The sequence below is a fragment of the Lentzea sp. NPDC003310 genome (assembly GCF_040610935.1).
Taxonomy (GTDB): domain Bacteria; phylum Actinomycetota; class Actinomycetes; order Mycobacteriales; family Pseudonocardiaceae; genus Lentzea.
The window spans coordinates 1-25,271 of sequence record NZ_JBEXNC010000018.1 but is presented as its reverse complement, the minus strand read 5'-3'; the positions used below and the strand labels follow the sequence as shown (position 1 = coordinate 25,271).

27 protein-coding genes and 1 riboswitch are annotated in these 25,271 nt (G+C 69.4%); of the genes, 15 read left to right on the top strand and 12 right to left on the bottom strand.

Annotated features, from left to right (window positions below; genetic code table 11):
* Both ABZX02_RS32775 and ABZX02_RS32770 read left to right on the top strand, forming a co-directional pair.
* Nucleotides 1-654 carry a 4'-phosphopantetheinyl transferase superfamily protein gene (locus ABZX02_RS32775; protein ID WP_355304023.1) on the top strand — a complete coding sequence of 218 codons (654 nt, stop codon included), beginning with the start codon at nucleotides 1-3 and terminating at the stop codon, nucleotides 652-654.
* A gap of 83 nt (nucleotides 655-737) precedes the next feature.
* A complete protein-coding gene (locus ABZX02_RS32770) occupies nucleotides 738-2,216 on the top strand; it encodes a glutamate--cysteine ligase (RefSeq protein WP_355304021.1) in 1,479 nt (492 codons plus the stop codon).
* Between the two features lie 43 nt (nucleotides 2,217-2,259).
* Here the strand turns inward: ABZX02_RS32770 and ABZX02_RS32765 are convergent, their stop codons facing one another.
* Complete coding sequence (locus tag ABZX02_RS32765; RefSeq protein WP_355304019.1) at nucleotides 2,260-3,957, bottom strand: cellulase family glycosylhydrolase; 1,698 nt, start codon at nucleotides 3,955-3,957, stop codon at nucleotides 2,260-2,262.
* Between the two features lie 150 nt (nucleotides 3,958-4,107).
* Between ABZX02_RS32765 and ABZX02_RS32760 the strand changes: the two genes are divergently transcribed.
* From ABZX02_RS32760 to ABZX02_RS32745, 4 genes are read left to right on the top strand one after another with little or no spacing between them, the layout of a single operon-like run.
* A complete protein-coding gene (locus tag ABZX02_RS32760; protein WP_355304017.1) occupies nucleotides 4,108-5,169 on the top strand; it encodes a MoxR family ATPase in 1,062 nt (353 codons plus the stop codon).
* Entirely contained in the window at nucleotides 5,166-6,779 is a 1,614-nt protein-coding gene (locus ABZX02_RS32755; protein WP_355304015.1) for a hypothetical protein, read from the top strand. The genes ABZX02_RS32760 and ABZX02_RS32755 overlap by 4 nt, the downstream gene beginning before the upstream one ends.
* A complete protein-coding gene (locus tag ABZX02_RS32750) occupies nucleotides 6,779-7,447 on the top strand; it encodes an NAD-dependent protein deacetylase of SIR2 family (RefSeq protein WP_355304013.1) in 669 nt (222 codons plus the stop codon). The genes ABZX02_RS32755 and ABZX02_RS32750 overlap by 1 nt, the downstream gene beginning before the upstream one ends.
* The gene (locus ABZX02_RS32745; RefSeq protein WP_355304012.1) at nucleotides 7,440-8,138 is read left to right on the top strand and encodes a class I SAM-dependent methyltransferase; all 699 of its coding nucleotides are present in this window, start codon (nucleotides 7,440-7,442) and stop codon (nucleotides 8,136-8,138) included. The genes ABZX02_RS32750 and ABZX02_RS32745 overlap by 8 nt, the downstream gene beginning before the upstream one ends.
* On the opposite strand, the gene ABZX02_RS32740 is transcribed toward ABZX02_RS32745, so the two are convergent.
* From ABZX02_RS32740 to ABZX02_RS32715, 6 genes are all read right to left on the bottom strand, one after another.
* A complete protein-coding gene (locus ABZX02_RS32740; RefSeq protein WP_355304010.1) occupies nucleotides 8,131-8,469 on the bottom strand; it encodes a hypothetical protein in 339 nt (112 codons plus the stop codon). The two genes, ABZX02_RS32745 and ABZX02_RS32740, sit on opposite strands and share 8 nt — an antisense overlap.
* An 11-nt stretch (nucleotides 8,470-8,480) precedes the next feature.
* A complete protein-coding gene (locus ABZX02_RS32735; RefSeq protein WP_355304008.1) occupies nucleotides 8,481-9,047 on the bottom strand; it encodes a TIGR03086 family metal-binding protein in 567 nt (188 codons plus the stop codon).
* Complete coding sequence (locus tag ABZX02_RS32730) at nucleotides 9,047-9,457, bottom strand: hypothetical protein (RefSeq protein ID WP_355304006.1); 411 nt, start codon at nucleotides 9,455-9,457, stop codon at nucleotides 9,047-9,049. The genes ABZX02_RS32735 and ABZX02_RS32730 overlap by 1 nt, the downstream gene beginning before the upstream one ends.
* Complete coding sequence (locus ABZX02_RS32725) at nucleotides 9,382-10,089, bottom strand: DUF998 domain-containing protein (protein WP_355304005.1); 708 nt, start codon at nucleotides 10,087-10,089, stop codon at nucleotides 9,382-9,384. The genes ABZX02_RS32730 and ABZX02_RS32725 overlap by 76 nt, the downstream gene beginning before the upstream one ends.
* 80 nt (nucleotides 10,090-10,169) lie before the next feature.
* Entirely contained in the window at nucleotides 10,170-10,910 is a 741-nt protein-coding gene (locus ABZX02_RS32720; protein ID WP_355304003.1) for an SDR family oxidoreductase, read from the bottom strand.
* A 17-nt stretch (nucleotides 10,911-10,927) separates the two neighbouring features.
* Nucleotides 10,928-11,785, bottom strand: a complete 858-nt coding sequence (locus ABZX02_RS32715) for a LysR family transcriptional regulator ArgP (RefSeq protein ID WP_355304390.1) — start codon at nucleotides 11,783-11,785, stop codon at nucleotides 10,928-10,930.
* A gap of 99 nt (nucleotides 11,786-11,884) precedes the next feature.
* Between ABZX02_RS32715 and ABZX02_RS32710 the strand changes: the two genes are divergently transcribed.
* From ABZX02_RS32710 to ABZX02_RS32700, 3 genes are all read left to right on the top strand, one after another.
* Entirely contained in the window at nucleotides 11,885-12,433 is a 549-nt protein-coding gene (locus ABZX02_RS32710) for a LysE family transporter (protein WP_355304388.1), read from the top strand.
* 197 nt (nucleotides 12,434-12,630) lie between these two features.
* A riboswitch (cobalamin riboswitch) is annotated at nucleotides 12,631-12,833 on the top strand.
* Nucleotides 12,834-12,940: 107 nt separating this feature from the next.
* Nucleotides 12,941-15,295, top strand: coding sequence for a ribonucleoside-diphosphate reductase subunit alpha (locus tag ABZX02_RS32705; protein WP_355304001.1), 2,355 nt, complete (start codon nucleotides 12,941-12,943; stop codon nucleotides 15,293-15,295).
* Nucleotides 15,295-16,332, top strand: coding sequence for a ribonucleotide-diphosphate reductase subunit beta (locus tag ABZX02_RS32700; protein ID WP_355304000.1), 1,038 nt, complete (start codon nucleotides 15,295-15,297; stop codon nucleotides 16,330-16,332). The genes ABZX02_RS32705 and ABZX02_RS32700 overlap by 1 nt, the downstream gene beginning before the upstream one ends.
* On the opposite strand, the gene idi is transcribed toward ABZX02_RS32700, so the two are convergent.
* Nucleotides 16,318-16,905 (bottom strand): isopentenyl-diphosphate Delta-isomerase, encoded by a 588-nt coding sequence (gene idi / locus ABZX02_RS32695; protein ID WP_355304386.1) that lies wholly within the window; start codon nucleotides 16,903-16,905, stop codon nucleotides 16,318-16,320. The two genes, ABZX02_RS32700 and idi, sit on opposite strands and share 15 nt — an antisense overlap.
* Nucleotides 16,906-17,019: 114 nt before the next feature.
* Here idi and ABZX02_RS32690 point away from each other — a divergent pair, with 114 nt between their 5' ends.
* Complete coding sequence (locus tag ABZX02_RS32690; RefSeq protein WP_355303998.1) at nucleotides 17,020-17,208, top strand: MbtH family protein; 189 nt, start codon at nucleotides 17,020-17,022, stop codon at nucleotides 17,206-17,208.
* A 5-nt stretch (nucleotides 17,209-17,213) separates the two neighbouring features.
* Here ABZX02_RS32690 and ABZX02_RS32685 read toward each other — a convergent pair whose 3' ends face one another.
* Nucleotides 17,214-18,509: a beta-propeller fold lactonase family protein gene (locus ABZX02_RS32685; protein ID WP_355303996.1), complete on the bottom strand. Its 1,296-nt coding sequence runs from the start codon at nucleotides 18,507-18,509 to the stop codon at nucleotides 17,214-17,216.
* A gap of 39 nt (nucleotides 18,510-18,548) precedes the next feature.
* The gene (locus ABZX02_RS32680; RefSeq protein WP_355303994.1) at nucleotides 18,549-19,034 is read right to left on the bottom strand and encodes a GNAT family N-acetyltransferase; all 486 of its coding nucleotides are present in this window, start codon (nucleotides 19,032-19,034) and stop codon (nucleotides 18,549-18,551) included.
* 79 nt (nucleotides 19,035-19,113) lie between these two features.
* Here ABZX02_RS32680 and ABZX02_RS32675 point away from each other — a divergent pair, with 79 nt between their 5' ends.
* Nucleotides 19,114-19,605, top strand: coding sequence for a sigma-70 family RNA polymerase sigma factor (locus ABZX02_RS32675; protein ID WP_355304384.1), 492 nt, complete (start codon nucleotides 19,114-19,116; stop codon nucleotides 19,603-19,605).
* Entirely contained in the window at nucleotides 19,598-20,461 is an 864-nt protein-coding gene (locus ABZX02_RS32670) for a hypothetical protein (protein ID WP_355303992.1), read from the top strand. The genes ABZX02_RS32675 and ABZX02_RS32670 overlap by 8 nt, the downstream gene beginning before the upstream one ends.
* Here ABZX02_RS32670 and ABZX02_RS32665 read toward each other — a convergent pair.
* Nucleotides 20,446-21,771: a serine/threonine-protein kinase gene (locus ABZX02_RS32665; RefSeq protein ID WP_355303990.1), complete on the bottom strand. Its 1,326-nt coding sequence runs from the start codon at nucleotides 21,769-21,771 to the stop codon at nucleotides 20,446-20,448. The two genes, ABZX02_RS32670 and ABZX02_RS32665, sit on opposite strands and share 16 nt — an antisense overlap.
* 69 nt (nucleotides 21,772-21,840) lie before the next feature.
* Here ABZX02_RS32665 and ABZX02_RS32660 point away from each other — a divergent pair, with 69 nt between their 5' ends.
* Both ABZX02_RS32660 and ABZX02_RS32655 read left to right on the top strand, forming a co-directional pair.
* Nucleotides 21,841-22,797, top strand: a complete 957-nt coding sequence (locus ABZX02_RS32660) for a magnesium transporter CorA family protein (RefSeq protein ID WP_355303988.1) — start codon at nucleotides 21,841-21,843, stop codon at nucleotides 22,795-22,797.
* A gap of 7 nt (nucleotides 22,798-22,804) precedes the next feature.
* Nucleotides 22,805-23,572, top strand: a complete 768-nt coding sequence (locus ABZX02_RS32655) for an enoyl-CoA hydratase/isomerase family protein (protein WP_355303986.1) — start codon at nucleotides 22,805-22,807, stop codon at nucleotides 23,570-23,572.
* A gap of 227 nt (nucleotides 23,573-23,799) precedes the next feature.
* Here ABZX02_RS32655 and ABZX02_RS32650 read toward each other — a convergent pair whose 3' ends face one another.
* Nucleotides 23,800-24,036: a hypothetical protein gene (locus tag ABZX02_RS32650; protein ID WP_355303984.1), complete on the bottom strand. Its 237-nt coding sequence runs from the start codon at nucleotides 24,034-24,036 to the stop codon at nucleotides 23,800-23,802.
* A gap of 10 nt (nucleotides 24,037-24,046) precedes the next feature.
* Here ABZX02_RS32650 and ABZX02_RS32645 point away from each other — a divergent pair, with 10 nt between their 5' ends.
* On the top strand, nucleotides 24,047-24,943 hold the full coding sequence (locus ABZX02_RS32645) for a hypothetical protein (protein WP_355303982.1): 897 nt from the start codon (nucleotides 24,047-24,049) through the stop codon (nucleotides 24,941-24,943).
* Nucleotides 24,944-25,271: the final 328 nt, after the last annotated feature.

Sequence of the window (25,271 nt, the reverse complement as noted above, 5' to 3'; positions counted from 1 at the left end):
GTGCTGGAGCAGCTTCTCCCCTCCCCCGTCGCGGTGGCGGAGCGGTACGACGACGACGAACCTGTCGAGCTCTTCCCCGAGGAGGAGGCGCAGCTCGGCAAGGCCGTGCCCAAGCGCCGGTTCGAGTTCGGCACGGTCCGCGCGTGCGCCCGCGAGGCCATGAAGGCGCTGGACGTCGCCCCCGCGGCCATCCTGCCCGGCCCGAAGCGCGAGCCGCTGTGGCCGGAGAACGTCGTCGGCAGCCTCACGCACTGCCTGGGCTACCGGGCGGCCGCGCTGGCGCTCAAGACCGACTTCGAGACCATCGGCATCGACGCGGAGCCGCACGCCCCGGCACCGGACGGGGTGCTCGGCGCGATCGCGATCCCGGCCGAGCTCGACCGGATGCCGGGGCTGACGGCCGACGACCCGAAGATCTGCTGGGACCGGTTGCTGTTCAGCGCCAAGGAGAGCACCTACAAGGCCTGGTTCCCGGTCACCAAGCGGTGGCTCGGCTTCGAGGACGCGGACATCACGCTGAACGCCGACGGCACGTTCCACAGCCGGGTCCTGCTGCCGGACACCCCGATCGCCGGGTTCGACGGCCGCTGGCTCGTGCAGGGCGACCTGCTCGTCACGGCGATCGCCGTGCCCGCGGGAGGCCTGTCCGGTTAGTTCCGGACAAGACACACGACTGTCGGCTTGATCAATCATGGTGCACAGTGGTGGGGTGAACCCTCGACCGCCGGGAGGCCACCATGGGCGAGGACGTCGCGAAGCACGAGTTCACGCGCGAGGACCGCACGCGGTACCGCACCAAGGTGCGCCGGTGCCTCGACGTGTTCGCGCGGATGCTGCGTGAGGCGCGCTTCGACTTCGAGAGGCCGATGACCGGTCTCGAGATCGAGATCAACCTGATCGACGAGAACGCCGATCCGGCGATGAAGAACCACGAGGCGCTGCAGGTCATCGACGACCCGGACTTCGTGACCGAGCTCGGCCAGTGGAACATCGAGATCAACGTCGCCCCGCGCCGGCTCGCGGGCGGCGGCATCACGGCGTTCGAGGAGACGGTGCGCCGCAGCCTCAACGACGCCGAGCAGAAGGCGCGCGAGGTCGGCGCGCACATGGTGATCAACGGCATCCTGCCGACGCTGCGCTCGAGCGACATCTCGCCGAACCTGCTGTCGAGCAACCCGCGCTACGCGCTGCTGAACGAGCAGGTGCTGGCGGCGCGGGGCGAGGACCTGCAGATCGCCATCGACGGCGTCGAACGGCTGCACCTCACGTCGAGCTCGATCGTCCCCGAGGCCGCCTGCACGAGCACGCAGCTGCACCTGCAGGTGTCGCCGGAGCAGTTCCCCGCCTACTGGAACGCGGCGCAGGCCATCGCGGGCGTGCAGGTCGCGGTCGGCGCGAACTCGCCGTTCTTCCTGGGCAAGGAGCTGTGGCGGGAGACGCGCATCGCGTTGTTCCAGCAGGCCACCGACACCCGCGGCGACGAGCTGAAGGCGCAGGGCGTGCGGCCGCGCGTGTGGTTCGGGGAGCGGTGGATCAACTCGATCTTCGACCTGTTCGAGGAGAACGTCCGCTACTTCCCCGCGCTGCTGCCGATCACCGACGACGAGGACCCGCTGGCGGTCCTCGACAAGGGCGACACGCCGTCGCTGAGCGAGCTGAAGCTGCACAACGGCACCATCTACCGCTGGAACAGGCCGGTGTACGACGTGGTCCGCGACCGGCCGCACCTGCGCGTCGAGAACCGCGTGCTGCCCGCCGGACCGACCGTCGTGGACACCCTCGCGAACGCGGCGCTGTACTTCGGGCTGGTGCGCGCGCTGGCCGAGGACGAACGTCCACTGTGGTCGCAGATGAGCTTCCAGGCGGCCGAGGAGAACTTCAACGCCGCCTCGCGCAACGGCATGGACGCGCAGATGTACTGGCCGGGCGTCGGCACGGTGCCGGTCGTGGAACTGGTGCTGCGCCGGCTGCTCCCGCTCGCCCACGAGGGCCTGATCCGGTGGGGCGTCGACTCGGCGGAGCGCGATCGTTTACTGGGCGTCATCGAACAGCGGTGCCTGAGCGGCGTGAACGGCGCGACGTGGCAGGCCCGCGAGTTCCACCGGCACTACGACCACTCGCACATGGACCGGGCGGACGCGTTGCGCACGATGCTGCGGACCTATGTGGACCTGATGCACGCCAACGAACCCGTGCACACCTGGCCGCTGACGTGAGAACGAGGGGGTGGCCGGGAAAGCGGCCACCCCCTCGGTCAGATCAGGACGTCGGGAAGTTGTCCGGCGTCCGGATGCGCTCGCGCACCCACACTCCGGCCGGCTTCAGCACGCCGGTGCCCGCGAACGTCGTCCCCGAGCACGTGCCGGTCTTGAACACCGCACCGGTCAGCCCGTCGTCGGAGAAGTTCCAGTTGGCCCACGAGATCTTCTTGCGGTCCATCAGGTCGATGTACTTCTGCGACATGGTGAAGTCGTTCGTCCCGCCACCGGACGCGGCCTGCGTGCCGAACTCGGTGACGAACACGGGGACCTGGCTCGACACCTGGTCCAGCACGCTCAGGTACGCGTCCTTGTGCGCCTGGGCGTAGAAGTGGAACGAGTACATGAAGTTGGTCGCGTTGACCTTGTTGTTCAGCACCTGCGACGGGCTCTGGCCGTCGGAGTGGCCGAACGTCGACCAGCCGTTCGTGCCCGAGACGATGAGGCTGTCCGGGTCGATGGTGCGGATGACCGGGATCATCTGCTCGGCGTAGGACTTGACGCTGGCCCACGACGTGCCGTTCGGCTCGTTGGCGATGTCGTAGATGATGTTCGTCTTGTCCTTGTGGCGCTGGGCGATCTCGGTGAAGAACGTCTTGGCGCGCGCCAGGTTGTAGTTCGGGTCACCGGGCGAGAGCTGGTGCCAGTCCACGAGGACGTAGATGCCGCGGCGCGTGGCCTCCTCGATGTAGCCGTGCATCAGGTCGGTGAACCTGCGGGGGTCGGTCTCGTACCCGTCCTCCTGGATGTACATGGCCACGCGGATGAAGTCCGCGTTCCAGTCGTTCACCAGAGCGTCCCACCACTGGGACTTGGAGCACTGGTGGTACCACTGGATGCCGTGCGTGCTCATGCCGCGCAGCTGGATCGGCTTGCCGTACTGGTTGCAGAGCTGCACGCCGCACACGCGCAGCAGGCCGTTGATGTCGTGCGGCCTGGTGCCGCCGGGCGTGCCCGGCTGGGTGCGCACCGAGAGGGAGTTCGAGGCGCCGGACAGGTTGCCCGCCGCGTCGCGCGCCCGCACGGTGAAGGTGTACGCCGTGTCCGGCGTGAGGCCGGAGACGGTGTGGGTGGTGCCGGACACCGTCTGGCCGTTGGACAGCACGTACGCCGTCACGCCCACGTTGTCCGTGGAAGCGTTCCACGCCAACGACACCGAGGACGCGGTGGAGCCGGTCGAGCGCAGGTTGCCGGGCACCGACGGGGCCTCGGCGTCCGGCGTGCCACCGCCGGGAGCGTCGACGTCGAGGCGGTCCAGGTTCGGGCCGCCGTTGGACGACGTCGAGACCGTCCTGACCGTGTTCGAGCCCGCCTGGAGGGTGAGCGTGATGGTCTTGGTCGCCCACGTCGTCCAGGCGCCCGTGGCGGGGAACGACCAGGCGCTCTGCTTCAGCGCGCCGTTCAGGAAGATGTCCATGGGACGCGCGGTCGTCGTCCCGTTCGCGTACCGGAACGTCAGCTTCGCCGCCGCGGTGGTCGGCGAGTTGATCGTGAACTCGACGGCACTGCCGACCGCGTTGTCGTAGTTCACGAACCCGGAGCCGGTGTGGCCCGCGTGGTTCGACTCGACGACGCCGTTGGTGATCGTCGCGTTCTCGGCCTGGTACTCGACCACGGCGGCGTTCGCGGCGGTCGGAACGGCCGGGACGACGGCGAGGGCTAGTGCCGCTGGGACTACCAGCAACAGAGGTCTGGCCACAGGGTGCCTCCTGTGTAAGGGGAACAGCAGGGCGCGGCGGCGATTTAGTTAAGAAGGTTTCCTAACGGTTGAATGACAACACCAGACCACTACCCGTGTCAACAAATTCGGGCGACCGGAACAAGTCGGATCTGAGACCCTCGTGCCCTGATGAGATCCACAGTCACCGTGACACCAGCACAGCTCCCGGAGGTGCTGCTGCACGTCGCCGTCGTCCGACCGGTCTTCCTCTGGGGAGCACCGGGTATCGGCAAGTCCTCGCTCGTCCGCAAGTTCGCCGCCGAGCTCGGGCTGGAGTGCGTGACGCTGCTGGGCACGCAGCTCGCGCCCGAGGACCTCATCGGAGTCCCGGAACTCGTCGGTGGCCGGAGTCGTTTCGCCCCACCGGAGTCCATCGCGCGGCACGACCCGTACTGCCTGTTCCTCGACGAGCTCAACGCGAGCTCCCCCGAGGTGCAGAAGGCGTTCTACTCGCTGATCCTCGACCGCCGGATCGGCTCGTACGAGCTGCCGAAGGGGTCCATCGTGATCGGCGCCGGCAACCGGGCGGTCGACAACGCCCTGGCTCGCCCGATGGCGTCCGCACTCGTGAACCGCATGATCCACGTGCACCTCACGGCGTCCGCGCGCGACTGGCTCACGTGGGCGCGGGAGAGCAACATCCACCCGTGGGTGCTCGAGTACCTGGCGCAGCGCCCGGACCACCTGTGGAGCGCGGCGCCGAAGGTCGAGGAGACGTTCTCCACGCCGCGCGGCTGGCACATGCTGTCCGACGCGCTGCACTCGTTCGGCGAGGACATCTCCGACGACCTCCTCGGCGTGCTGGCGTTCGGCACGGTCACGGCGAACCACGCGTCGATGTTCAAGGCGTACGTGAAGACCGTGCGCCACGCCTACGGGCTGGAGGCCGTGCTGCGCGGCGACACCCGCTGGCCGTCGGCTCCCCAGGACCGCGACCTGCTGTACTTCCTGGCCGAGGCGTTCCGCGCGCGGCTGGTGAAGGAGCTGCCGCACGACAAGGCGTACGCGTCGCCTGCGGGCAAGCAGCTGGCGCACCGGGGCAAGGGGCTGCTGCTGGAGCTGGCCGAGCTGTCGCTGGAGATCGCGCAGATGGTGATCGCGGCCGACGACGACGGCAACCCCGTGCTGCCCGCGTGGTTCCTGGTCGAGGTCACGCGCGACCTGCCGCGCCTGGTCGCCGCACGCGCATGAGCAGGCGGCGCAAGGTCTTCGTCGACCAGGCGGCACTGGACTACGAGGCCGCCCGCACGAAGATCCGCGCACACCCGCTGTTCGCACCGTTGAGCGGCTACGAGACCAGGAACTCCGACCACCCGTGGGCGGACATCTCGCTGGACGGGTCGATGCGCGTGCACCCGACCCGCAAGGCCGGCGAGGCCGAGTGGGTGTGGGTGTTCGCGCACTGCCTGCTGCACCTGGGTTTCGGCACGGCGTCGTGCGACGACGTGCTGGACTTCCAGCCGGCGATCCGGCTGGGGTCCCGCCCGTCGTCGTGGGACCCGGGCCGGTGCGTGCGCGGCGGACCGGCCACCGACCCCGCGGTGTGGGCGGAACGGTTCGCCGCGGGGCTCTCCAACGCCGCCGTCGCCGCCATCGACGTGGCCGGCGGCGCCCGGTCGTCGCTGACCGACTCGCGGCCGCGGAAGACCGAGTGGGAACTGGCTCTCGGCTGGTTCGTGTCGAACTACCCACTGCTGGGCGCACTCGCGTCGACGATGACGATCGTCGCCGACGCGGAGCTGGCGCGCGGCTGGGACATCTCGATCGCGGCGGTCTCGACCTCCTCGGCCGAGATCTACGTGAACCCGTTGGCGGGCTTGACGAAGCCGGAGTGGCGGTTCGTGCTCGCGCACGAGATGCTGCACGCCGCGCTGCGCCACTGCGACCGCGTCGGCGGGCGCGACCCGTACCTGTGGAACATCGCCGCGGACTTCGTGGTGAACGGCTGGCTGGTCGAGATGGGCGTGGGCACCGCGCCGTCCGGGGTGCTGCACGACCCCGAACTGCGCGGCCTGTCGGCGGAGTCGGTGTACGACCGGATCGCCGTGGACCTGCGGCGCTACCGGAAGCTGTTGACGTTGCGGGGGAACCACCAGGGCGACCTGCTGGGCGAACCCCTGCGCGGCCCGGCCGACATCACCGGCCTGGACGAGTTCTACCGGCGTGCGCTGCTGACGGGCCTGAGCCACCACACGTCCGCGCGCGGACTGCTGCCCGCGGGACTGGTCGAGGAGATCCGGGCGCTGGAGCACCCGCCGCTGTCGTGGGACGCCCAGCTGGCGCGGTGGTTCGAGGAGTTCGTGCCGTCGGCGGAGAAACGGCGCAGCTACGCCCGTGCCTCGCGGAGGCAGGCGTCCACTCCGGACATTCCGCGTCCCGCGTGGGTGCGGCCCGAGTCGCTGGAGGCGCGGCCGACGTTCGGCGTCGTGCTCGACACGTCCGGCTCGATGGACCCCAAGCTGCTGGGCAAGGCCCTCGGCGCGATCGCGTCCTACGCCGCGGCACGTGACGTGCCCGCCGCACGCGTGGTTTTCTGTGATGCGATGGCATATGACGCCGGGTACGTGCCTGTGGAGGACATCGCCGGCCGGGTGAGAGTGCGCGGGCGCGGCGGCACGGTGCTGCAGCCCGGCATCGACCTGCTCGAACGCGCCGACGACTTCCCCTCCGCCGGACCGCTGCTCGTCATCACCGACGGCGCGTGCGACGTGCTGCGGATCCGGCGCGAGCACGCGTTCCTGATCCCGGCGGGCGCGCACCTGCCGTTCCGCGCCCGCGGCCCCGTGTTCCGGATGTCGTGATGGAGATCGCCTGCGACGAGTCGGGGTCCGAGGGCGAGAAGCTCGTCGGCGGCGTCACGGCGGTCTTCGCGCACGCCGGCGTCGCGCTGTCGGCGGCGGAGGCTGCGGACTGCGTCGAGGCGCTGCGCGAGATGATCAAGTCCCCGGCCCAGGAGTACAAGGCGAACCACCTGCTGCGGGCGAAGAACCGCTGGGTGCTGCTGTGGTTCCTCGGCCCGGACGGCCCGCTGGCCGGTCGCGCCCGCGTGCAACTCGTGGACAAGCGGCGGTTCCTCGCCTCACGGGTGCGGGCGGAGTTCGGTTCGGTCACCGGGCCGTTGGAGCTGTACAACGACCTGCTGCGCGCCCGCGGTCCGCGCGGGGACCTCGACCCGCTGTTCCCGGCGATCCTGCGGGCCGTGGCGCAGTGGGAGGGCCCGGTGTCGATCGTGCACGACCAGCAGCTGTCGCTGACCGACGGCAGGATCCAGCGGCTCAAGGAGCTGGCGCCGCGGTTGCGGAGCCTGACGCTGGTGGACTCGCAGTACGACGCACGCGTGCAGGTGGCGGACTTCCTGGCCGGGATCGCGCGCCGGGTCGCCGAGGAGGAGCTGCACGGGAAACCTGACCGAGAGGTGATCGAGTTGCTGATGCCGTTCGTCGTCGGACCGAGGATGTGGCATGCCTGACGCGCTCTTCGCCGATGCCCGGCTGGCCCGGCTCTACGACGCGTTCGACGGGCCGCGCGACGACCTGGCCCTGTACACGGGGATCGCCGCCGAGCTCGGTGCGGCGAGCGTGCTGGACGTCGGCTGCGGCACCGGCTGCCTGGGCGTGCTGCTGGCGGACGCGGGCCTCGCCGTCGTGGGCGTGGACCCGGCGCTCGCCTCGCTGGACCTGGCGCGCGCCAAGGACTCCCGGGTCACGTGGCTGCACGGGGACGCGACGACGTTGCCGCCGTTGCAGGTCGACCTCGCCACGATGACCGGCAACGTGGCACAGGTGTTCCTCGGTGACGACTGGGAAGAGACGCTCCGCGGCGTGCACGACGCGCTGCGGCCCGGCGGACACCTCGTGTTCGAGACGCGGCGTCCGGAGGCGAAGGCGTGGGAGGGCTGGGCGGAGACCACGCACCGGGTCGTCGGCGGCGTCGAGGAGGTGCGGGAGATGCTCGGCGTGGACCTGCCGTTCGTGTCGTTCCGGCACACCTACCGGTTCCCGGACGGCACGGAGATCGCCTCGGACTCGACGCTGCGGTTCCGTTCCCGCGCCGAGGTCGAGGACAGCCTGGTGACGTGCGGGTTCGCCGTCGTGGACGTGCGCGACGCCCCGGAGCGGCCGGGCCGCGAGCACGTGTTCCTGGCCCGGCGGGTCAGCTGACGAGCGCCGGCTGCTTCCACGCCCGCACGAGCCACGGCAGGATCCGCGGCAGCCGGTCGGCCACGACGTCGTGCAGCACGAGCACCAGCCGGCCGGACCGCTCCGGCCCGGCGTCGAGCCACACCACGTGCATCAGGACGCCGGCCTGGAGGTCGAGTCCCGCCTCCGCCTCCGCGAGGGCCGCGGTGGTGGTGGCGGCGGGATCGGCGACCTCGTGGTGCGCGAAACCGCTGCGGCGCAGTTCCGGGTGCAGCTGCACCAGGGACTCCATGGCGGTGGCCAGGCGTCCGACGCCCAGCCCGGCCCGGACCTGCACCGTAATGGCTCTCACGTCAGGTGACCCTAATCGAGGCTCCAGGCGGGATCCCGTCCACTGAGTCCCAGGACACGGTCGAGCAGAGGAGCGTTCGCGTCGACCTCCACCGCGGCGCCGAAGAGCGAGCCGTCGCGGTCGTCCGGGCCGATCGACGACACGAAGCCGTGCACGACCTGGAGCAGGCCCTCCTCGACCTCGAACGGCTGACCGGTGGCCTTCGCGAGGTCCCAGCCGTGCAGCACGATCTCGTCCAGGGCCACGGCGGCCGCGACCTCGCCGGGCAGGTCGACACCGCCCGCGCGGGTCATGCCCTCCCACGCCGCCGGTACCTGCCAGGCCTGCGCCAGCTCGGCCAGCCGGGCCGGCACCGACTCGCGGAAGTCGAGCGGCAGCCGGGCCGCGTCGCCGGACGCCGTGCCCTCCAGCGGCGTCTTGCGCGCCGCCATGGTGAACGCGACCGACAGGCCGTTCACGTGGTCCAGCAGGTCGCCCACGGTGTAGTCGGGGCACGGGGTCGGCGCCTTCAGGTCGCCGTCCGTCACGGTGCGCACCAAGCCCGCCAGCCTGTCGGCCGCGGGGGTCAGGTCGAACATCAGTAGCCGTCTCCTCCCCAGAACTGCTCTTCCAACGTGTCCGCGGTGCCGGCGAGCAGCTGGAGGGGGTCGGTGAACTCGTGGATGTCGAGGTCCTTGAGCGGCAGCGAGTGCCGCACCACGACGTGGTCCCCCATGATCGCGAGGCCGCAGGCGACGGTGGAGTTGCCCACCTCCGCCAGGACGTCGTGCAGGTTCACCTGCGACGCCAGCCCGCACGGGGAGGCGATCTGCACCCACTCGTGCATCTTGTCGAGCACTTCCCGGACGATGATCACGACCTGCGTGCGGTCGTCCTCGTCCTCTTCGACGTCCCCGAACGTGAAGAGGATCCTCAGCTCCTCGTCCTCGTCGTGGATGACGTCGTACTCGGCGCGGACGTAATCCGCGAGGTCTCCCCAACTCGCCATGGCGCAACCCTACTGGCCGCGATGGCCCACAGCCCGACGACGAGCACGGCGAGCACCTCGGCCGCGAGCAAGATCCTCTCGATGTACCCCAACGGGAACACGCGCCACCACCGAACGTCCGAGACCATGCTTAGCGCAATGGCGTAGAGCAGCGGCATGAATGCGACAACGCTCAACAAACCGGACACCATCGTCCACCGCGCGTGTCGCCCCCACACGTGGTGCCTCAGCCACGGCCGGGCGAGCGCGATGATCGCGATCGGCAGGCTCACGAACGCGACCATGCTGCCGAACCGGTGGATGCTGCCGCTGAGCTCGTTGGTGCCCATCGCCCAGTTCGTCTTGGGGAAGATCACCACGAGGACCAGGCCGAACGACCACAGGGCCAGCGCCACCGCGCCGACCGACCGCCACCGCGCCACGCCCTTGTGGACCAGCACGCCGAGGATCGCGAGCGACCCGGCCGCGAGCAGCACGACGGCCACGTCGAAGACCGGCCGGTAGTCCCCCAGCGCGTACTCGCTGATCGTGCGGCGCAACGGCCCGACGGTCAGGTCCAACGTCCCGACCAGGGCGATCGTGACGACGACGGCGAGCGAACCGCCGGCGGCGGCGAGGCGAGGTATCAGCACATAACGGACAACGCCCTGGTCGGCGGCAGGGGTTCCGCGATTCAGGAACCCGACAGGTTCGGCCCAGGAAGTCGACAGCCTCAGCTCAGGATCGCGCCGCACGTGATGTTCACCTGGGTTCCCGTCAGGGTGCGGCCCCAGTCCGAGGCCGCGAACACGGCGGCCCGGCCCACGTCGTCGAGGGTCGCCGCCCTGCCGAGCGCGGTCTGCCCGACGATGTCGGGTTCGACCTGGTCGCGGAACTCCCCCGGGATCGACTCGGGGATGCCGCCGGTCTGCAGCGTCACCGCGCGGACGCCGTGCGGCCCGAGCTCGGCGGCGAGCTGCCGGCGCATCGCCTCGACCGCGTCGAACGCCGTGACCAGGCCGCCGAGCTGCCAGCGCCGGTGCACCTGGCCGTCGCTCGTGCCGCCGAAGAACAGGATCACGCCGTCCTTCTGCCGGATCATGTGCCGGGCGGCGGCGCGGGCGGTGAGGAACTTCGAGCGGACGTTCGTGACGACCGGGCTCAGGTAGTCGTCGACGCTCATCTCGTGCAGCGCCGTGCCCTGGACGTCGTTGTCGGAGATGACGTTGACCGAGATGTCGATGCGGTCGAGCGTGGCCGCGTGCTCGTCCACGCCGCGTTCGTCCAGGGCGTCGACCACGGCGTAGCGGACGCCCAGCTCCTCGGCCTTGGCCTTGAGCGGCGCCTCGGTGCGCGCGGCCAGGTGGACCTCGGCGCCCGCCGCGCTGAACGCCTTCGCGATGGCACCGCCGATCGTGCCCGCGCCGTAGATGACTGCGATCTTCCCGTCGAGGTTCATCGGTTCGCCGGTCATGCCAGGCAGGCTAACCGCTAGCGCAACGCCTCGCTCGCTTCCGCCGCCACCGCCTCCGCGACGGCCGTCAGCGCCGGCGAGTCGAGCTTCCACTGCTGCCAGTACAGCGGCACGGAGATGGTGCGGCCCGGCGCGAGGTCGACCAGGCCCTCCTGGAGCTGTTGCGGCGGCACCATTCCCCACCCGAGGCCCGCCACGATCGCCCGCACGTACACCTCCGACGACGGCACGTAGTGGCGGTGCTCCGACGCGCCCCGCCCGCGCGTCAGCGTGCGCACGAACCGGTCCTGCAGGTCGTCGTTGCGGTCGAACACGACGACGGGCGCGTCCGGCAGCCACGACTTGAGCGGGCCTCGCGCATGTCGCTCCACAAAGGACGCGGGAGCCATTGCGGCGTAACGGATCTCGCCGAGCTTGCTCACCGAGCAGCCCGCCACCGGCTCGCGCGAGGACGTCACCGCGGCCATCACCAGGCCCTGCCGCAGCAACGCCGTCGTGTGGTCCTGGTCCTCGCGGTGCAGGTCGAACGAGATCCGCAGCTCCGGCGAGACCCGTTGCAGGGCGGGCAGGAACCACGTGGCGAGCGAGTCGGCGTTGACCGCGATCGGGACCCGCACCACGGCGTCCTCGCCCAGGGCCGCGTCGAGGTCCTGGTCCAGCGCGAGCAGTTGCCGACCATAGCGGACCAGCACCTCGCCGGACGGCGTAAGCCGAACCGGCCGGGCGCGCACCAGCAGCACGCGCCCGGTTCGCTGTTCGAGCGCCTTGATGCGTTGCGAGACAGCGGAAGGGGTGACGTGCAGCGCCGTCGCGGCGGCATCGAACGTGCCCGCGTCGACGACCGCGAGCAGCGTCCGCACCAGGTCCAGGTCCATCACGAGCGCTAATGCTACGTAAGAATCTTTAGCTGGTCTCATCAAGACGGCGTCAATACCGTGGGCCGGGTGACTGACCTGCTGCTCGGCTTCGGCACCATGATGACCCTGATAGTCGCGATCGGCGCGCAGAACGCTTTCGTGCTGCGCCAAGGACTTCGACGCCAGGCGGTCGCCAAGGTCGTCGCCGTGTGCGCGCTGTCGGACGCGATCCTGGTCGCCGTCGGCATCGCCGGGTTCGGAGCACTCGTCCGCGCGGTCCCGCAGGCGATCACGATCGCCGCCGTCGTGGGCGGGATCTTCCTGCTGGGGTACGGGTTCCTGGCCGCGCGCCGCGCGCTGCGGCCGTCCGCGCTGCACACCGGCTCCGAGCCCAGCGGCCGGCCCGTGCTGACCGCGCTCGCGCTCACGTGGCTCAACCCGCACGTCTACCTCGACACGGTGCTGCTGCTCGGGTCGATCGCGGCCGGTCGCTGGCTCTTCGGGATCGGCGCGGTGACGGCGAGCATCACCTGGTTCGTCGCCCTCGGCTTCGGCGCGCGGCTGCTCAGCCCGCTGTTCGCGAAGCCACGCTCGTGGCGCGTCCTCGACGGCCTGATCGCCGCCGTGATGATCACTCTCGGGGTGACCCTGATCGCCGGCTGGTGATCATCACGAGCACCGCCGCGACGGCCAGGGCGCCACACGTCACGGGCGCCGCCGTCCCGACGAAAAGGGACGCCGAAGCGAGCCCCGCGCTGACCAGTGCACCGAAGACGACCCGAGGCCGAAGATCACCCACGTTTCCGACCCTAACCCACGACACGCGCATGTTGGGTGGTGATCCAGACCCCACCACCACATGTAGTATCTGCCGCGCTGGTGGTTCACCGACCCGTTCGGTGAGGCAAGAGGGAACCCGGTGCGAACCCGGGACTGCCCCGCAGCGGTGAGTGGGAACGAAAGCCGTCAACCAAGCACTGGGTCAGCCGACCTGGGAAGCGACGGCCGGTAGGCGTTGGAAGTGCGCCCACGAGTCCGAAGACCTGCCACTGGTGTGCGCGCAAGCCTGCGCGCACGACACGGTGCCCCGAGGGAGGGCGGCTGTGTGCACCGGTGGCGTCGGCCGCCGGCGCGCGCACGCGTTCACCCTCGGCCTGCTCGCGAGGAGAGAGCGTGCCCGACCGCCTTTCAGTGGTCATCGACGAAGCCTGCGCCGACCTGCCCACCGCGTCGGCCGAGGCGGTTCTGGCCGAGACCAAGCGCAACCTCTACCACGGCATCACCGACGACGAGCTCGCGCTCGCGCCGATCATGGCCGCCCGCACGATGGTCGAGCACGACCCGGCCTACTCCTACGTCAGCGCCCGGTTGCTGCTGGACAAGCTGCGTGCCGAGGCCTGCGGAGAACCCCTGTCGCACGCCGAGATGACCGAGCGCTACCCGGCGTACTTCGCGTCGTTCGTGCGTTCCGGCATCGAGTTCGGCCAGCTCGACCCGCGCCTGGAGTCGTTCGACCTGGCCCGCCTGGGCGACGCCCTGAACGCGTCACGGGACCTGAACTTCCAGTTCCTGGGCATGCAGACCCTGTACGACCGCTACTTCCTGCACCACGACGGCCGCCGCTACGAGCTGCCGCAGGCGTTCTTCATGCGCGTCGCCATTGGCCTCGCGCTGGAGGAGGACGACCGCGACGCCCGCGCCATCGAGTTCTACGAGCTGCTGTCGTCGTTCGACTTCATGTGCTCGACCCCGACGTTGTTCAACTCGGGCACCACGCGCCCGCAGCTCTCGTCGTGCTTCCTGACCACCGTCGATGACGACCTCGCGGGGATCTTCCACGGCATCAGCAACAACGCGCTGCTGTCGAAGTTCGCGGGTGGGCTCGGCAACGACTGGACACCCGTGCGCGGGATCGGCGCGCACATCAAGGGGACGAACGGCAAGTCGCAGGGCGTGGTGCCGTTCTTGAAGATCGCGAACGACACGGCGGTGGCCGTGAACCAGGGAGGAAAACGCAAGGGCGCGGTCTGCGCGTACCTCGAGACCTGGCACATCGACGTCGAGGAGTTCCTCGACCTGCGCAAGAACACCGGCGACGAACGCCGCCGCACCCACGACATGAACACCGCGAACTGGGTCCCGGACGAGTTCCTCCGCCGCGTCCGCGCCAACGGCCAGTGGACGCTCTTCTCCCCCGACGAGGTCCCGGACCTGCATGACGCGTTCGGCACCGAGTTCGCCGACAAGTACCGCGCCTACGAGCAGAAGGCGGACAACGGCGAGATCAAGGTCTTCCGCCGGTTGCCGGCCGTCGACCTGTGGCGGCGCATGCTGACCATGCTGTTCGAGACCGGTCACCCGTGGATCACGTTCAAGGACCCGTGCAACCTGCGGTCGCCACAGCAGCACAGCGGTGTCGTGCACTCCTCGAACCTGTGCACCGAGATCACCCTGAACACCGCGGTCGACGAGGTCGCGGTCTGCAACCTCGGCAGCGTCAACCTCGCGCAGCACGTCACGGACCAGGGCATCGACCACGCGCGGCTCGCGAAGACCGTTCGCACGGCGGTGCGGATGCTCGACAACGTGATCGACGTGAACTACTACACGATCCCGGAAGCGAAGAACTCCAACCTCAAGCACCGGCCGGTCGGCTTGGGGCTGATGGGTTTCCAGGACGCGCTGTTCACGCTCGGTACGCCGATGGCGTCCCAGGAGGCCGTCGAGTTCGCGGACCGGTCCATGGAGGAGATCAGCTACTACGCCATCGAGGCGTCCGCGGACCTCGCGCAGGAGCGCGGTGCCTACCAGTCCTTCGACGGGTCGTTGTGGAGCCAGGGAATCCTGCCGATCGACTCGGTCGAGATCCTCGCGCGGACGCGCGGCGAGGGCGAGCTGGAGCAGAACCGCGAGTCCACGCTGGACTGGGCGCCGGTCCGGGAGAAGGCCCGGCGCGGCATGCGGAACTCGAACGTCATGGCGATCGCGCCGACCGCGACCATCGCGAACATCACCGGCGTCACCCAGTCGATCGAGCCGCTGTACCGCAACCTGTACGTGAAGTCGAACATGTCCGGTGACTTCACGGTCATCAACCCCGACCTGGTGCGGGCGCTCAAGCAGCGCAAGCTGTGGGACGAGCGGATGATCTCGGACCTCAAGCTGCACGACGGCAGCCTCGGCGCGATCGACCGGGTGCCGCCTTACCTGAAGGCGTTGTACGCCACGGCGTTCGAGGTCGACAGCTCGTGGCTGATCGAGGCGGGCAGCCGCCGGCAGAAGTGGATCGACCAGGCTCAGTCGCTGAACCTGTACCTCTCCCAGCCCAGTGGCCGCAAGCTCGACGAGCTGTACCAGCTGGCGTGGTTGCGCGGGCTGAAGACCACGTACTACCTGCGCACGCAGAGCGCGACGCACGTGGAGAAGTCCACGCTGCAAGGGACGGACGGCAAGCTCAACGCCGTCTCCCCCGTCGCCGTGGACCCCAACTGCTCCATCACCGACCCCGACTGCGAGGCGTGCCAGTAATGAGTAACATCGAAGCAGGCGCCGCGCGCGTGAGCGTCGACGACAAGGCGATGATCAACTGTCGTGCCGACGTCAACCAGCTGCTGCCGCTCAAGTACCACTGGGCGTGGGAGAAGTACCTGGCCGGCTGCAACAACGCGTGGATGCCGACCGAGGTGTCCATGCAGGCCGACATCGGGCTGTGGAAGTCGAAGGACGGCCTGACCGACGACGAGCGCCTGATGATCAAGCGCAACCTCGGGTTCTTCGCGACGAGCGAGTCGTTGGTGGCCAACAACATCGTGCTCGCGGTGTACCGGCACCTGACGAACCCGGAGTGCCGCCAGTACCTGCTGCGGCAGGCGTTCGAGGAGGCCGTGCACACGCACACGTTCCAGTACATCTGCGAGTCGCTCGGTCTCGACGACGGCGAGCTGTTCAACATGTACCGGGAGATCCCGTCCATCACGGACAAGGCGGCGTGGGCGCTGCAGTTCACGCAGCACCTGGAGGACCCGGAGTTCCGGACGGGCACGCCGGACCGGGACCAGGCGTTCCTCAAGGACCTCGTCGCGTTCTACGTGGTGTTCGAGGGCATGTGGTTCTACACGGGGTTCGCGCAGATCCTGTCGCTGGGCCGCCGCAACAAGATGGTGGGCATCGCCGAGCAGTACCAGTACATCCTGCGCGACGAGTCGATCCACCTGAACTTCGGCATCGACGCGATCAACCAGATCAAGATCGAGAACCCGCACCTGTGGAACGACGTGTTCCAGAAGGAGGTGCGGACCATGCTCGCGGAGGGCTGCGAGCTGGAGATCGCCTACGGCCGCGACACGATGCCGAACGGCATCCTGGGGATCAACGCCGAGCTGTGCGAGCAGTACATGCGGTTCATCACGAACCGCCGGTGCGCACAGCTCGGCCTGGAGCCGGTGTGGGAGCAGACGGAGAACCCGTTCCCGTGGATGTCGGAGATGATGGATCTCAAGAAGGAGAAGAACTTCTTCGAGACCCGCGTCATCGAGTACCAGAACGGTGGCTCACTGGAGTGGTGACCCGAGCACCACGGCTTTAGGGAGCCCGGCCCGGTCCGCGACAGGCCACGCCAGCGGATCGGGCCCGAGCTCCACGAGCTCGGCGATCTGCAACCTCGACCACGGCGAGATCTCCCGCGTGCCGTCGAGCGCGGACGCGGCGAACTCTGCCCACGGGACGCGTTCGGTCGAGTCGACCTCGTCGGGGTTCGGCACCGGCTCGTCGTCGGTGAGCACGCGGAACACCGGGCACATCTCGTTCTCGACGACGCCGTCCATGACCGCGCGGTAGCGGAAGGCGGGCAGCAGGAGCTCGGCGGAGGAGACCTTCATGCCGAGCTCGTCGCGCAGCCGGCGCAGGACGGCCTGTTCCATGTCCTCGCCGGGTGCCGGGTGGCCGCAGCAGGTGTTGGTCCACAGGCCGGGGAACGTCTTCTTGTGCAACGCGCGCCGGGTGAGCACGGTGTTCCCGGCGGAGTCGAAGACGTAGCTGGAGAACGCGAGGTGCAGCGGGGTGTCCGCGTGGTGCACCACCGCCTTGTCCTCGACGCCGATGGCCGAACCGTCCTCCGCCAGGAGGACCACCTGTTCCACAGTCACGGGCACCACGTAATCACACGCGGGCATGATCGGGAACCACGCGGTCGGGTGAGGGAGCTTGAGCGCGGGGATAGCCGGACCATAGGTGGCGCAGGTCACCCTGGGGACATGACATCCCCGTTCGCTCAGGCTCACACCATGTTCCTGGTGCTGGTCAGCCCAACGGGCCAGTACTCGATCTGGCCGGCGGTGCTGCAGGTGCCCGCCGGCTGGCAGGTCGTCCACGGAGTCGCCTGCCGCCAGTCCTGCCTGGACTACGTGCAAGCGCTCCGCGACGACCTGCCGCTCGCCGCCTAGAACGACTACAGCAGGGTGATGTACCCGTGCGACGACGCGCCGCCGTGCTCGTTGTTGCCCGCGTACGAGGCCGTGAAGCCCTGCAGCAGAGTGGACAGGCCGACCAGCAGTGACACGTTCGAGTCACAGGTCGCCTTGCCGGACGAGTTGGTCGTCGCGGTGCAGAGCGGGTTGCCCTTCACCGTGCGGAAGACGACCTTCTGACCGGCGACCGGCACCCCGGTGTGCTTGTCGGTCAGCGTGGCGTTGAGGCCGCGGACCGTGAAGCCGAGGAGCCGCAGCTGCAGCAGCGCCGTGCCGGACACGAGCTTCGACGCGGCGGGCGGCACGAAGTTGATCGCGATGCCCACCGGGCGCTGGCCGACGGCGATGGAGCCGGTGACCGTGTTGGACGCCGTGTCGATGATCGACACCGTGTTGCTGTTGAAGTTCGTGACGTAGGCGGAGGCGCCGTCCGGCGTGAGGGCCACGCTGATCGGGCGGTCGCCGACGACGATCTTCTGCAGCTCGGTCATGGTCGTGAGGTCCACGACCGACACCGAGTCGAACTCGCTGTTGGTCACATACGCGCGGGTTCCGTTGGGCGTCAACGCGATGCCGTGCGGTGTGAAGCCGACGGCCGCGGTGCCGACGACGGTGCGCGAGGCCACGTCGATGGCGGAGACGCTGTCCGAACCCTTGTTCACCACGTACATCCGCGTGCCGTCGGCGGAGGCGGCGATGGCCGTCGCCGCGTTGCCGACCGGGATGGTGGCGACGACGGCGTTGGCCGTCGTGTCGATGACCGAGACCTTGCCCGGTCCGGGGACGTCGTGCGTGACGTAGACGGCGGAACCGTCCCTGGTCACGACGACGCCGTCGGCGTTGGAGCCGACGGAGACGGTGGCGGTGACCGTCAGCGTGGCCGTGTCGACCACGGACACCGTGCCGTCGAGGTAGTTGGTGACGTAGGCGAAGCCGCCACCGGGTGCCACCGCCACGCCCGCCGGGTGGGTCCCGACGGGAATGGACCTGTCGACCGTGTTGGTCGGCGTGTCGATGACCGTGAGCGTGTTCTGCTGGGAGTTGGTCACGTAGCCGCGGGTCCCGTCGAACGCGACCGCCGCCATGTACGGCGAGTTGCTGCCGCTGTCGGAGATCGTCGTGGACACCGCGTTCGTGGCCGTGTCGATGACCGACACCCCGCCGCCGTTGTTGGCGACGTAACCGAGGACCCGGCCGGCAGGTGCTGCCGCCTGGGCCGGGGTCACCACCAGTGCCGAGGTGACGGCGACCGCCATCACCAAAGGACGCAACCGCATGATTGTTCAAGCCTCCTGGCGCGCGTCATCCCGACCTTTTCAGGACATCGCGGCGGGGCGTGCGACCGTTAGCCTCTTCTCGAACCAGTGGTCGGAGTACTCGGCTGCGTTGTACGGAGCAATCTCGACGTAGCCGTGCTTGGCGTACAGACTCCGCGCCTCCACGAGATCTTTCCTGGTGTCGAGCCGCAACGTCGTGATGCCGCGGGCTTTCGCCTCTTCCTCCATCGCCGCGAGCAACGCCGAGGCGGCGCCCTGTCCCCGATGCGGGACGCGGACGAACATCCGCGTCAGCTCACCGACACCGTTGTCGAGGAAGCGCATGCCCAGACAGCCGACATCGTTGCCATCACGGGAGGCGACGAGGAACACCGGGACGTCGTGGTCCTGCTCGTCGCGCTCGTAGGCGTCGATCTCGGCGTCGTTCGCCGGCCGGCCCCAGTAGCGGCTGATCATCTCCGCGTTGTACTCGCGGTTGAGGGGCGAACGCGCGGCGTCGGCGACCGCGACGGTCCAGTTCGTCATGGGATCATCATCGAAAGCCCATCAACTGTGATTCAGGTCACTGCAACACCGGTGCCGCGAGAAGCCAACTGGGGGCGTGATGTTCGCGGAGCTGTTCGACGAGCACGCCCACCCGCTGCACCGGTACCTGGCCCGGCGGGTGGGCGTCGACGTGGCCGACGACCTGGTCAGCGAGACCTTCCTCGCGGCGATGCGCGGTGAGCGGAGCTACGACCCCGAACGGGGCAGCGTCGTCGGCTGGCTGTACGGGATCGCGACGAACCTGTTGCGCGGTCACGCGAAGCGCGAGGCCCGGCTGCTGCGCACCGCCGAGCGGTACGGCGTCGACCTAGGCGTGGCCGAGTCGTTGGAGCACACGGTGATCGCCCGCGTCGACTCCCGGTCGCACCTGCGCCGGATCGCTCGCGAGCTGGCGCGGATGGCGGACGCCGACCGCGACCTGGTGCTGCTCGTGTCCCTGGCCGGCCTGTCCGTCCAGGAGGCCGCGGAAGCCCTCGACCTCAACCCCGGCACCGCACGGTCGCGCCTGCACCGCCTGCGCGCGAAGCTGAAGGAAGTGGAACATGCGTGACGCGCTGGACGACGACCTCGCCGAGCTGTACGCGGTGCGCGGTGCCGACGACGTGCGGCTGGCCCGGTTGCGCGAGCAGCTGTTCGCCGAGGCGCCCGTGCGCCGCTCCCGCCGCTGGGTGGGCGCGGCGGCGGCCGCGCTGGCGGTGGTGATGATCACCGGGCTCGTGGTGCTGCTGCGGCCGGAGTCCCGGGACGCGCCGGCGACGTTGCCGGTGAAGCCCGCCGAGTCGCTGGCCGAGGCCGCGACGCTGCTCGAGACGGCGGAGAAGCCGGCCGCGAAGTACCGGCACGTGAAGTACACGATCTGGCAGACGATCGTGCACGACCACGACGACAGGGCGGACCGGGGCTCGGTGGTCGAGTTCGAGATCGACGCCTGGGTGCCGACCGCCGGGGGCGAGCTGATCAACATCTTCCGCCGGGCCACCGGCCAGCGGCAGCCCCTCGCGGGATATCCGCCGCTCGAACCGGAGGTCGAGTTCGCCGACTCGGAGATGCCGAAGCTGTGGAGCACGTGGTGCGCGGTCACGCCGTGCACGGAGTCGTCGCTCTCCTTGCCGCTACCGGTGGATCCCGCGCGCAAGCTCGAAGGCGCCTCGGCGCGTGTGTTGTCGCCGTACACGACCAACGAGCAGAAAGCGGCCACGTACCGAGAGCTCGCCGACTCCCCCGGCGTCCACTGGGACAACGGGACGGTGACCGACGCGGGCGGGGTGTTCTCGTTCCGGATCGACCCGACGACCGGACAGGTGGTCGAGTTCGTCCAGCAGCAGGCGAACAGGAACAGCCTGGGCGGTGTCCCCCAGCTGTCGGTGTCCGTCAGCTGGGAGTGGTCCGATCAGCGGCCGTCGTAGCTGCGGGGCAGGTACCAGGCCAGGGCGGCGCGCAGCTCGGCGACGTCGCGCTCGCGCCGCCTCCTGGTGCGCTCGTGGGCGATCGGGAACACCCGCACCCCGCCGTGGTGCGCGCCGAAGAAGCGGCGCGGCGCCGGGTCCTTCAGCCAGACGACGACCCACGGCCGTTTCTTGTGCGGCACGACCCGCACCCGTGCGAGCTCGTACCACCAGTACTGGTGGAACTTGCCGTTGCGCGTCGTGGCGATGCCCTCGCGACTGATCTCGATGACGACCCTGCGGCGCGCGGCGGCGCTGAAGTACCGCACCGCGCGCACCAGGAGCACGCAGAACGCGGCGAGCGCGAGGAGCTGCGTGGCACCGTTGGCCTGCGCGGCCGGGTCGGCGATCGCGGCGGCGAGCAGGGCCACGGCGAGGTTCAGCCCGCCCCACGCCATCGGCACGAACCGCGACGTGGAGAACGTCGCGGCGGCGGGCGTCATCGGGGCGGGCAGCTTGTTCGTCGGCGCCTTCGGTGTGACGACCTGCGAGAGCAGGCGCGTCACCTCGGCCGGCTCCGGGCGCTTGGCGGGATCGCGGTGCATGCACTTCTGCACCAGCGGGCGCAGCGCCTTGGGCACGCCGTCGATGTCCGGCTCGCCGTGGGCAGCCTTGTAGAGCAACGTGGCGGTGGGCCCCTCGCCGAACGGGCCCTTGCCCGTGGCCGCGTAGACCAGCACGGCGCCGAGCGCGAAGACGTCGCTCGGGGACGCGACCTCCTGGCCGGTGATCTGTTCGGGCGAGAGGAAGCCGGGGGTGCCGAAGACCATGCCGGTCTCCGTGAGCGCCGTGTGCTCCATCGCGCGCGAGATGCCGAAGTCGATGACACGCGGGCCGTCGGCGCCCAGGAGCACGTTCGACGGCTTGAGGTCGCGGTGGACGAGGCCGGCGCGGTGGATCGCGGTGAGCGCCTCGGCCAGTCCCTCGGCGAGTCGTCTCAAATGGTGCTCGGGCAACGGGCCGTGCCGCTCGATCGCCTCCTGCAGCGTCGGGCCGGGCACGTACTCGGTGGCCATCCAGGGCCGGGGCGCCCGCGTGTCGGCGTCGACGACCGCCGCGGTGCCGGCGCTGCCGACCGCCCGGGCCATCTGCACCTCGCGGCGGAACCGCTCCCGGAAGCGCGGGTCGTCGGCCAGCTCGGCACGGGCGACCTTGACCGCGACCTGGCGTCCGTCGCTGCCTTGTCCCAGGTAGACCGTTCCCATGGCACCACGACCGAGCCTGCCGAGCAGCAGGTAGTCGCCTATGCGTTGGGGCTGGTCCACCTTCACCGGATCGAGGGTAGCGGGAACTCGGGCTCAAACCTCACATCTGAGTAGATCTACGTACGCTTGTCACCCATGGGTCGGACACGCTTGTACCGCAACGGCGAACTCGTGGACAGGGACTTCCCGCTCGCCGAGGTGCCGGAGCGTCTCCAAGATCACTCCGCGGTGGTGTGGTTCGACCTGTGCGCGCCGTCCGGGGACGAGATCGGCCTGCTGCGCGACGAACTGGGTCTGCACGAGCTCGCGATCGAGGACGCGTTCTCCGAGCGGCAGCGCCCGAAGGTGGACCGCTACCCGACCCACCTGTTCCTCAGCGTGTACGCGGTCCGCTACGACCAGCACGAGGTCAAGACGTGCGAGGTCGACGTGTTCGTGACGCGGAACGTGCTCGTGACCGTGCGCGAGAGCGAGGACTACGCGCTGGACGGGGTGCAGCGGCGCTGGGACAGCGCGCCGACGCTGGCCTCGTCCGGTGTCGGGTTCCTGCTGCACGGCCTGCTCGACGACGTCGTGGACGGCCACTACGCCGCGGCCCAGGCGCTCGACGACGACATCGAGGCCCTCGAGGACCGCATCTACGAGGAGAAGCCGCACGTCGGGCGGAAGGCGTTGCAGCTGCGCCGGGCGCTGGTGCAGCTGCGGCGGGTCGCGCTGCCGATGCGCGAGGTGCTGGGGTCGTTGCTGCACCGCGAGCACGAGCTCGTGGACGACGCGATGATGCCGTACTACCTGGACGTGAAGGACCACGCGCTGTTCACGGCCGAGCTGACCGAGTCGATGCGGGAGCTGATCACGAACCTGCGCGAGGCGGAGGTGGCCGTGCAGGGCAACCGGCTCAACTCGATCATGAAGAAGGTCACCAGCTGGGCGGCGATCATCGCCGTGCCGACGGCGATCTCGGGGTACTACGGCATGAACGTGCCGTACCCCGGTTTCGAGCAGAAGTGGGGCTTCTGGGTCTCCACGCTGGGTATCTTCGGGCTCTCGTACTTCCTGTACGTGATGTTCAAGCGCCGCGATTGGTTGTGAGCCTGCTTTGAAGATCCACCTGACCCGCCGGGACGAGCTCGCGATCATCACGATCGACGCACCGCCGCTCAACCTCTACTCCCTGGACCTCGACGCGGAGTTCCACGAGGCCCTGGACGACCTGGGCGACGCGCGGGCGTTGCTGGTCAACGCGACGGGCAAGGTCGTGTCGGGTGGCGTGGACGTGGCGCTGTTCGCCGCGCAGGAGTACCGCCACGAGGCGCAGCAGCTGTTCGACCGCATGCTCGTGCTGCCGCAGCGCCTCGCCGCACTGCCGATCCCGACCGTCTTCGCCGCACACGCGCTGTGCCTGACCTGGGCGTTCGAGCTGGCGGTGGCGTGCGACCTGATCGTGGCGACGCCGTCGGCGCGCTTCGGGCTGGTCGAGAAGGTGGTCGGCCTGACGCCGACGATGGGCGGCACGCAGCGGCTGGCGGCGCGGGCGGGCGTGGGTCGCGCGAAGGAGTTCGTGATGACCGGCGACCTTTACGACGCGGCGACGCTCGAACGCTGGAATGTCGTCAACCGGGTGTTTCCCGACGAGGGCTTCGCATTGGCGGCCGAACAGTTCGCGCTCGGTTTGGCGACCGGTCCGACGCAGGCACACTTTGCGACCAAACAGGTCCTCGCGCATTTCGAGAACGGCGGCGTCCCGGAGGCCGACGCCCACGTCACGACGATCGCGTCCGCGTTGTTCGAGTCCGAGGACCTGCCACGCGCTGTGCACAGCTTCCTCACGGACGGTCCCGGCCGCGCCACTTTCACGGGTCGCTGATCTCACACATCAAAGAATCATATGGCTCGGTGATAAAACCGTGATCTACCTGCTCACACGGATGGAGCATTCCTCACCGAGCGGAAGATGATGTTGCGGCACAACAACATCGGCTTGACTCCACTCGTCCCGCCGTGCAGTGTGCAGTCCGTTCAACGGCCCCGTACGAACTCCGTCGCACGAGTTCTGTGCACATTCCGCAACGGCCGACGACACAATTAGCGAGTTCACGGTCCCCCGTCGTGAACGCGCGTGGAGGTAGAACCAGCCGTGAGACTGAGATTGGCCGTACTGCTGACCGGTGGTGTCATCGCGTTGGCCGCCTGCTCCCCGACCAAGGCGGCCCAGCCGACACCGATCGCCGACAGCACCAGCGCCACCTCGACCAGCACCCCCAGCAGTAGCTCGGCCGCCCCGAGCAGCAGCTCCGCGGCCCCGAGCAGCTCCACCACGAAGTCCGCCACGAACGGCCCCGTGAAGCCGCCGGTCGCCCCGGCCCCCGCGGGCTCCCCGGGCTGGAAGCTCACCCAGGCCAACACCGGCCTCGCCGCGCACGGCCTGAACTGCGACTCCCTGCCGCGCTACACGGGCCCCGACGCCCCCGCCGCCGGCACCGTGATCTCCGGCAAGCGCATCGAGCAGGCCCTGACCCTCTTCGCCGGCAATATCACGATCGAGAAGTCCTGCGTCCGCCCCACCCGCCTCGGCGAGACGCAGCCGCTCATCACCACCAACGGCCCGTGCGGCAGCGACTCCTGCCAGGTGACCGGCGCCCCGGTCACCATCCGCGACTCGAACATCGACGGCTCGGCCCTCCCGGCCAAGACGATCGCGGGTTCCTGCGCGTTCCTCGGAGTCGGCACCCTGCAGCGCAACTACATCAGCGGCATGGGCTCCGGCATCTGCTTCTACAACACCGGCAGCTCACTCAGCGGCCTGGCCGAGGGCAACTACGTCCGAGGCCTCCGCTCCGAGGGCGAGTCGCACAACGACGGCGCCACCGTCCGCGACTTCCCGCTGGACCGCAACGCGGGCCGCACCCTCACCTTCCGCAACAACCGAATCGACTGCTCGACCGGCAACGACACCGGCGCGCTGTTCATCCAGACCTACGGCGGCGACATCGACAACGTCACCGTGGAGGGCAACTTGCTGGAGGGCGGCGGCTACCAGCTGGGCCTGGAATCGGGCTTCGGCAACGTGTACGGCCGCAACATGAAGTCCATCAACAACCGCTTCACCGGCACCGGGTGGGGCGCGGCCTACGTGAGCCAGAAGGGCGCGACCTACAAGTGGGCGGTGTGGCAGGACAACTACCTGCTGGACTCCTCCGCCCCCGACGCCAAGGGCAAGCCGGCGGGAACCCCCTGACCGCCTGACCGCCTGACCCACGCTTCAGCCCAGACCGCCCCCGCTGCCGAGCCCCCGCCGGCGACGGGGGCGGTTCGGCATTTCGGGGGTGGAGTGGGGCGAGAGGTGACGTGGGGGCAACGGCCCGAGGTTGGTGGGCGTTGGGCATCACGCGATGGCGAAGCCGAGGTGTGTGAGCACTCGACGTCGGTCAACCGGGCATGGCGCAATGGCGAAGCCGAGGCGTGTGAGCACTGGATGTCGGTCAAGTGGTGGTGACGCAACCACGACGGCGATTGGGGCTTGACTTTGGGTGCGAGGCCTTAAACTTGACCACTCGGCCGGGCTT

Bases quoted from the DNA above. Each gene is read 5' to 3' on its own strand.
- ABZX02_RS32770 (WP_355304021.1), top strand. From the start codon at position 738: ATGGGCGAGGACGTCGCGAAGCACGAGTTCACGCGCGAGGACCGCACG.
- ABZX02_RS32760 (WP_355304017.1), top strand. From the start codon at position 4,108: ATGAGATCCACAGTCACCGTGACACCAGCACAGCTCCCGGAGGTGCTG.
- ABZX02_RS32755 (WP_355304015.1), top strand. From the start codon at position 5,166: ATGAGCAGGCGGCGCAAGGTCTTCGTCGACCAGGCGGCACTGGACTAC.
- ABZX02_RS32750 (WP_355304013.1), top strand. From the start codon at position 6,779: ATGGAGATCGCCTGCGACGAGTCGGGGTCCGAGGGCGAGAAGCTCGTC.
- ABZX02_RS32745 (WP_355304012.1), top strand. From the start codon at position 7,440: ATGCCTGACGCGCTCTTCGCCGATGCCCGGCTGGCCCGGCTCTACGAC.
- ABZX02_RS32735 (WP_355304008.1), bottom strand. From the start codon at position 9,047: ATGTTCGACCTGACCCCCGCGGCCGACAGGCTGGCGGGCTTGGTGCGC.
- ABZX02_RS32730 (WP_355304006.1), bottom strand. From the start codon at position 9,457: ATGGCGAGTTGGGGAGACCTCGCGGATTACGTCCGCGCCGAGTACGAC.
- ABZX02_RS32720 (WP_355304003.1), bottom strand. From the start codon at position 10,910: ATGACCGGCGAACCGATGAACCTCGACGGGAAGATCGCAGTCATCTAC.
- ABZX02_RS32715 (WP_355304390.1), bottom strand. From the start codon at position 11,785: ATGGACCTGGACCTGGTGCGGACGCTGCTCGCGGTCGTCGACGCGGGC.
- ABZX02_RS32710 (WP_355304388.1), top strand. From the start codon at position 11,885: ATGATGACCCTGATAGTCGCGATCGGCGCGCAGAACGCTTTCGTGCTG.
- ABZX02_RS32700 (WP_355304000.1), top strand. From the start codon at position 15,295: ATGAGTAACATCGAAGCAGGCGCCGCGCGCGTGAGCGTCGACGACAAG.
- ABZX02_RS32690 (WP_355303998.1), top strand. From the start codon at position 17,020: ATGACATCCCCGTTCGCTCAGGCTCACACCATGTTCCTGGTGCTGGTC.
- ABZX02_RS32685 (WP_355303996.1), bottom strand. From the start codon at position 18,509: ATGCGGTTGCGTCCTTTGGTGATGGCGGTCGCCGTCACCTCGGCACTG.
- ABZX02_RS32680 (WP_355303994.1), bottom strand. From the start codon at position 19,034: ATGACGAACTGGACCGTCGCGGTCGCCGACGCCGCGCGTTCGCCCCTC.
- ABZX02_RS32675 (WP_355304384.1), top strand. From the start codon at position 19,114: ATGTTCGCGGAGCTGTTCGACGAGCACGCCCACCCGCTGCACCGGTAC.
- ABZX02_RS32670 (WP_355303992.1), top strand. From the start codon at position 19,598: ATGCGTGACGCGCTGGACGACGACCTCGCCGAGCTGTACGCGGTGCGC.
- ABZX02_RS32660 (WP_355303988.1), top strand. From the start codon at position 21,841: ATGGGTCGGACACGCTTGTACCGCAACGGCGAACTCGTGGACAGGGAC.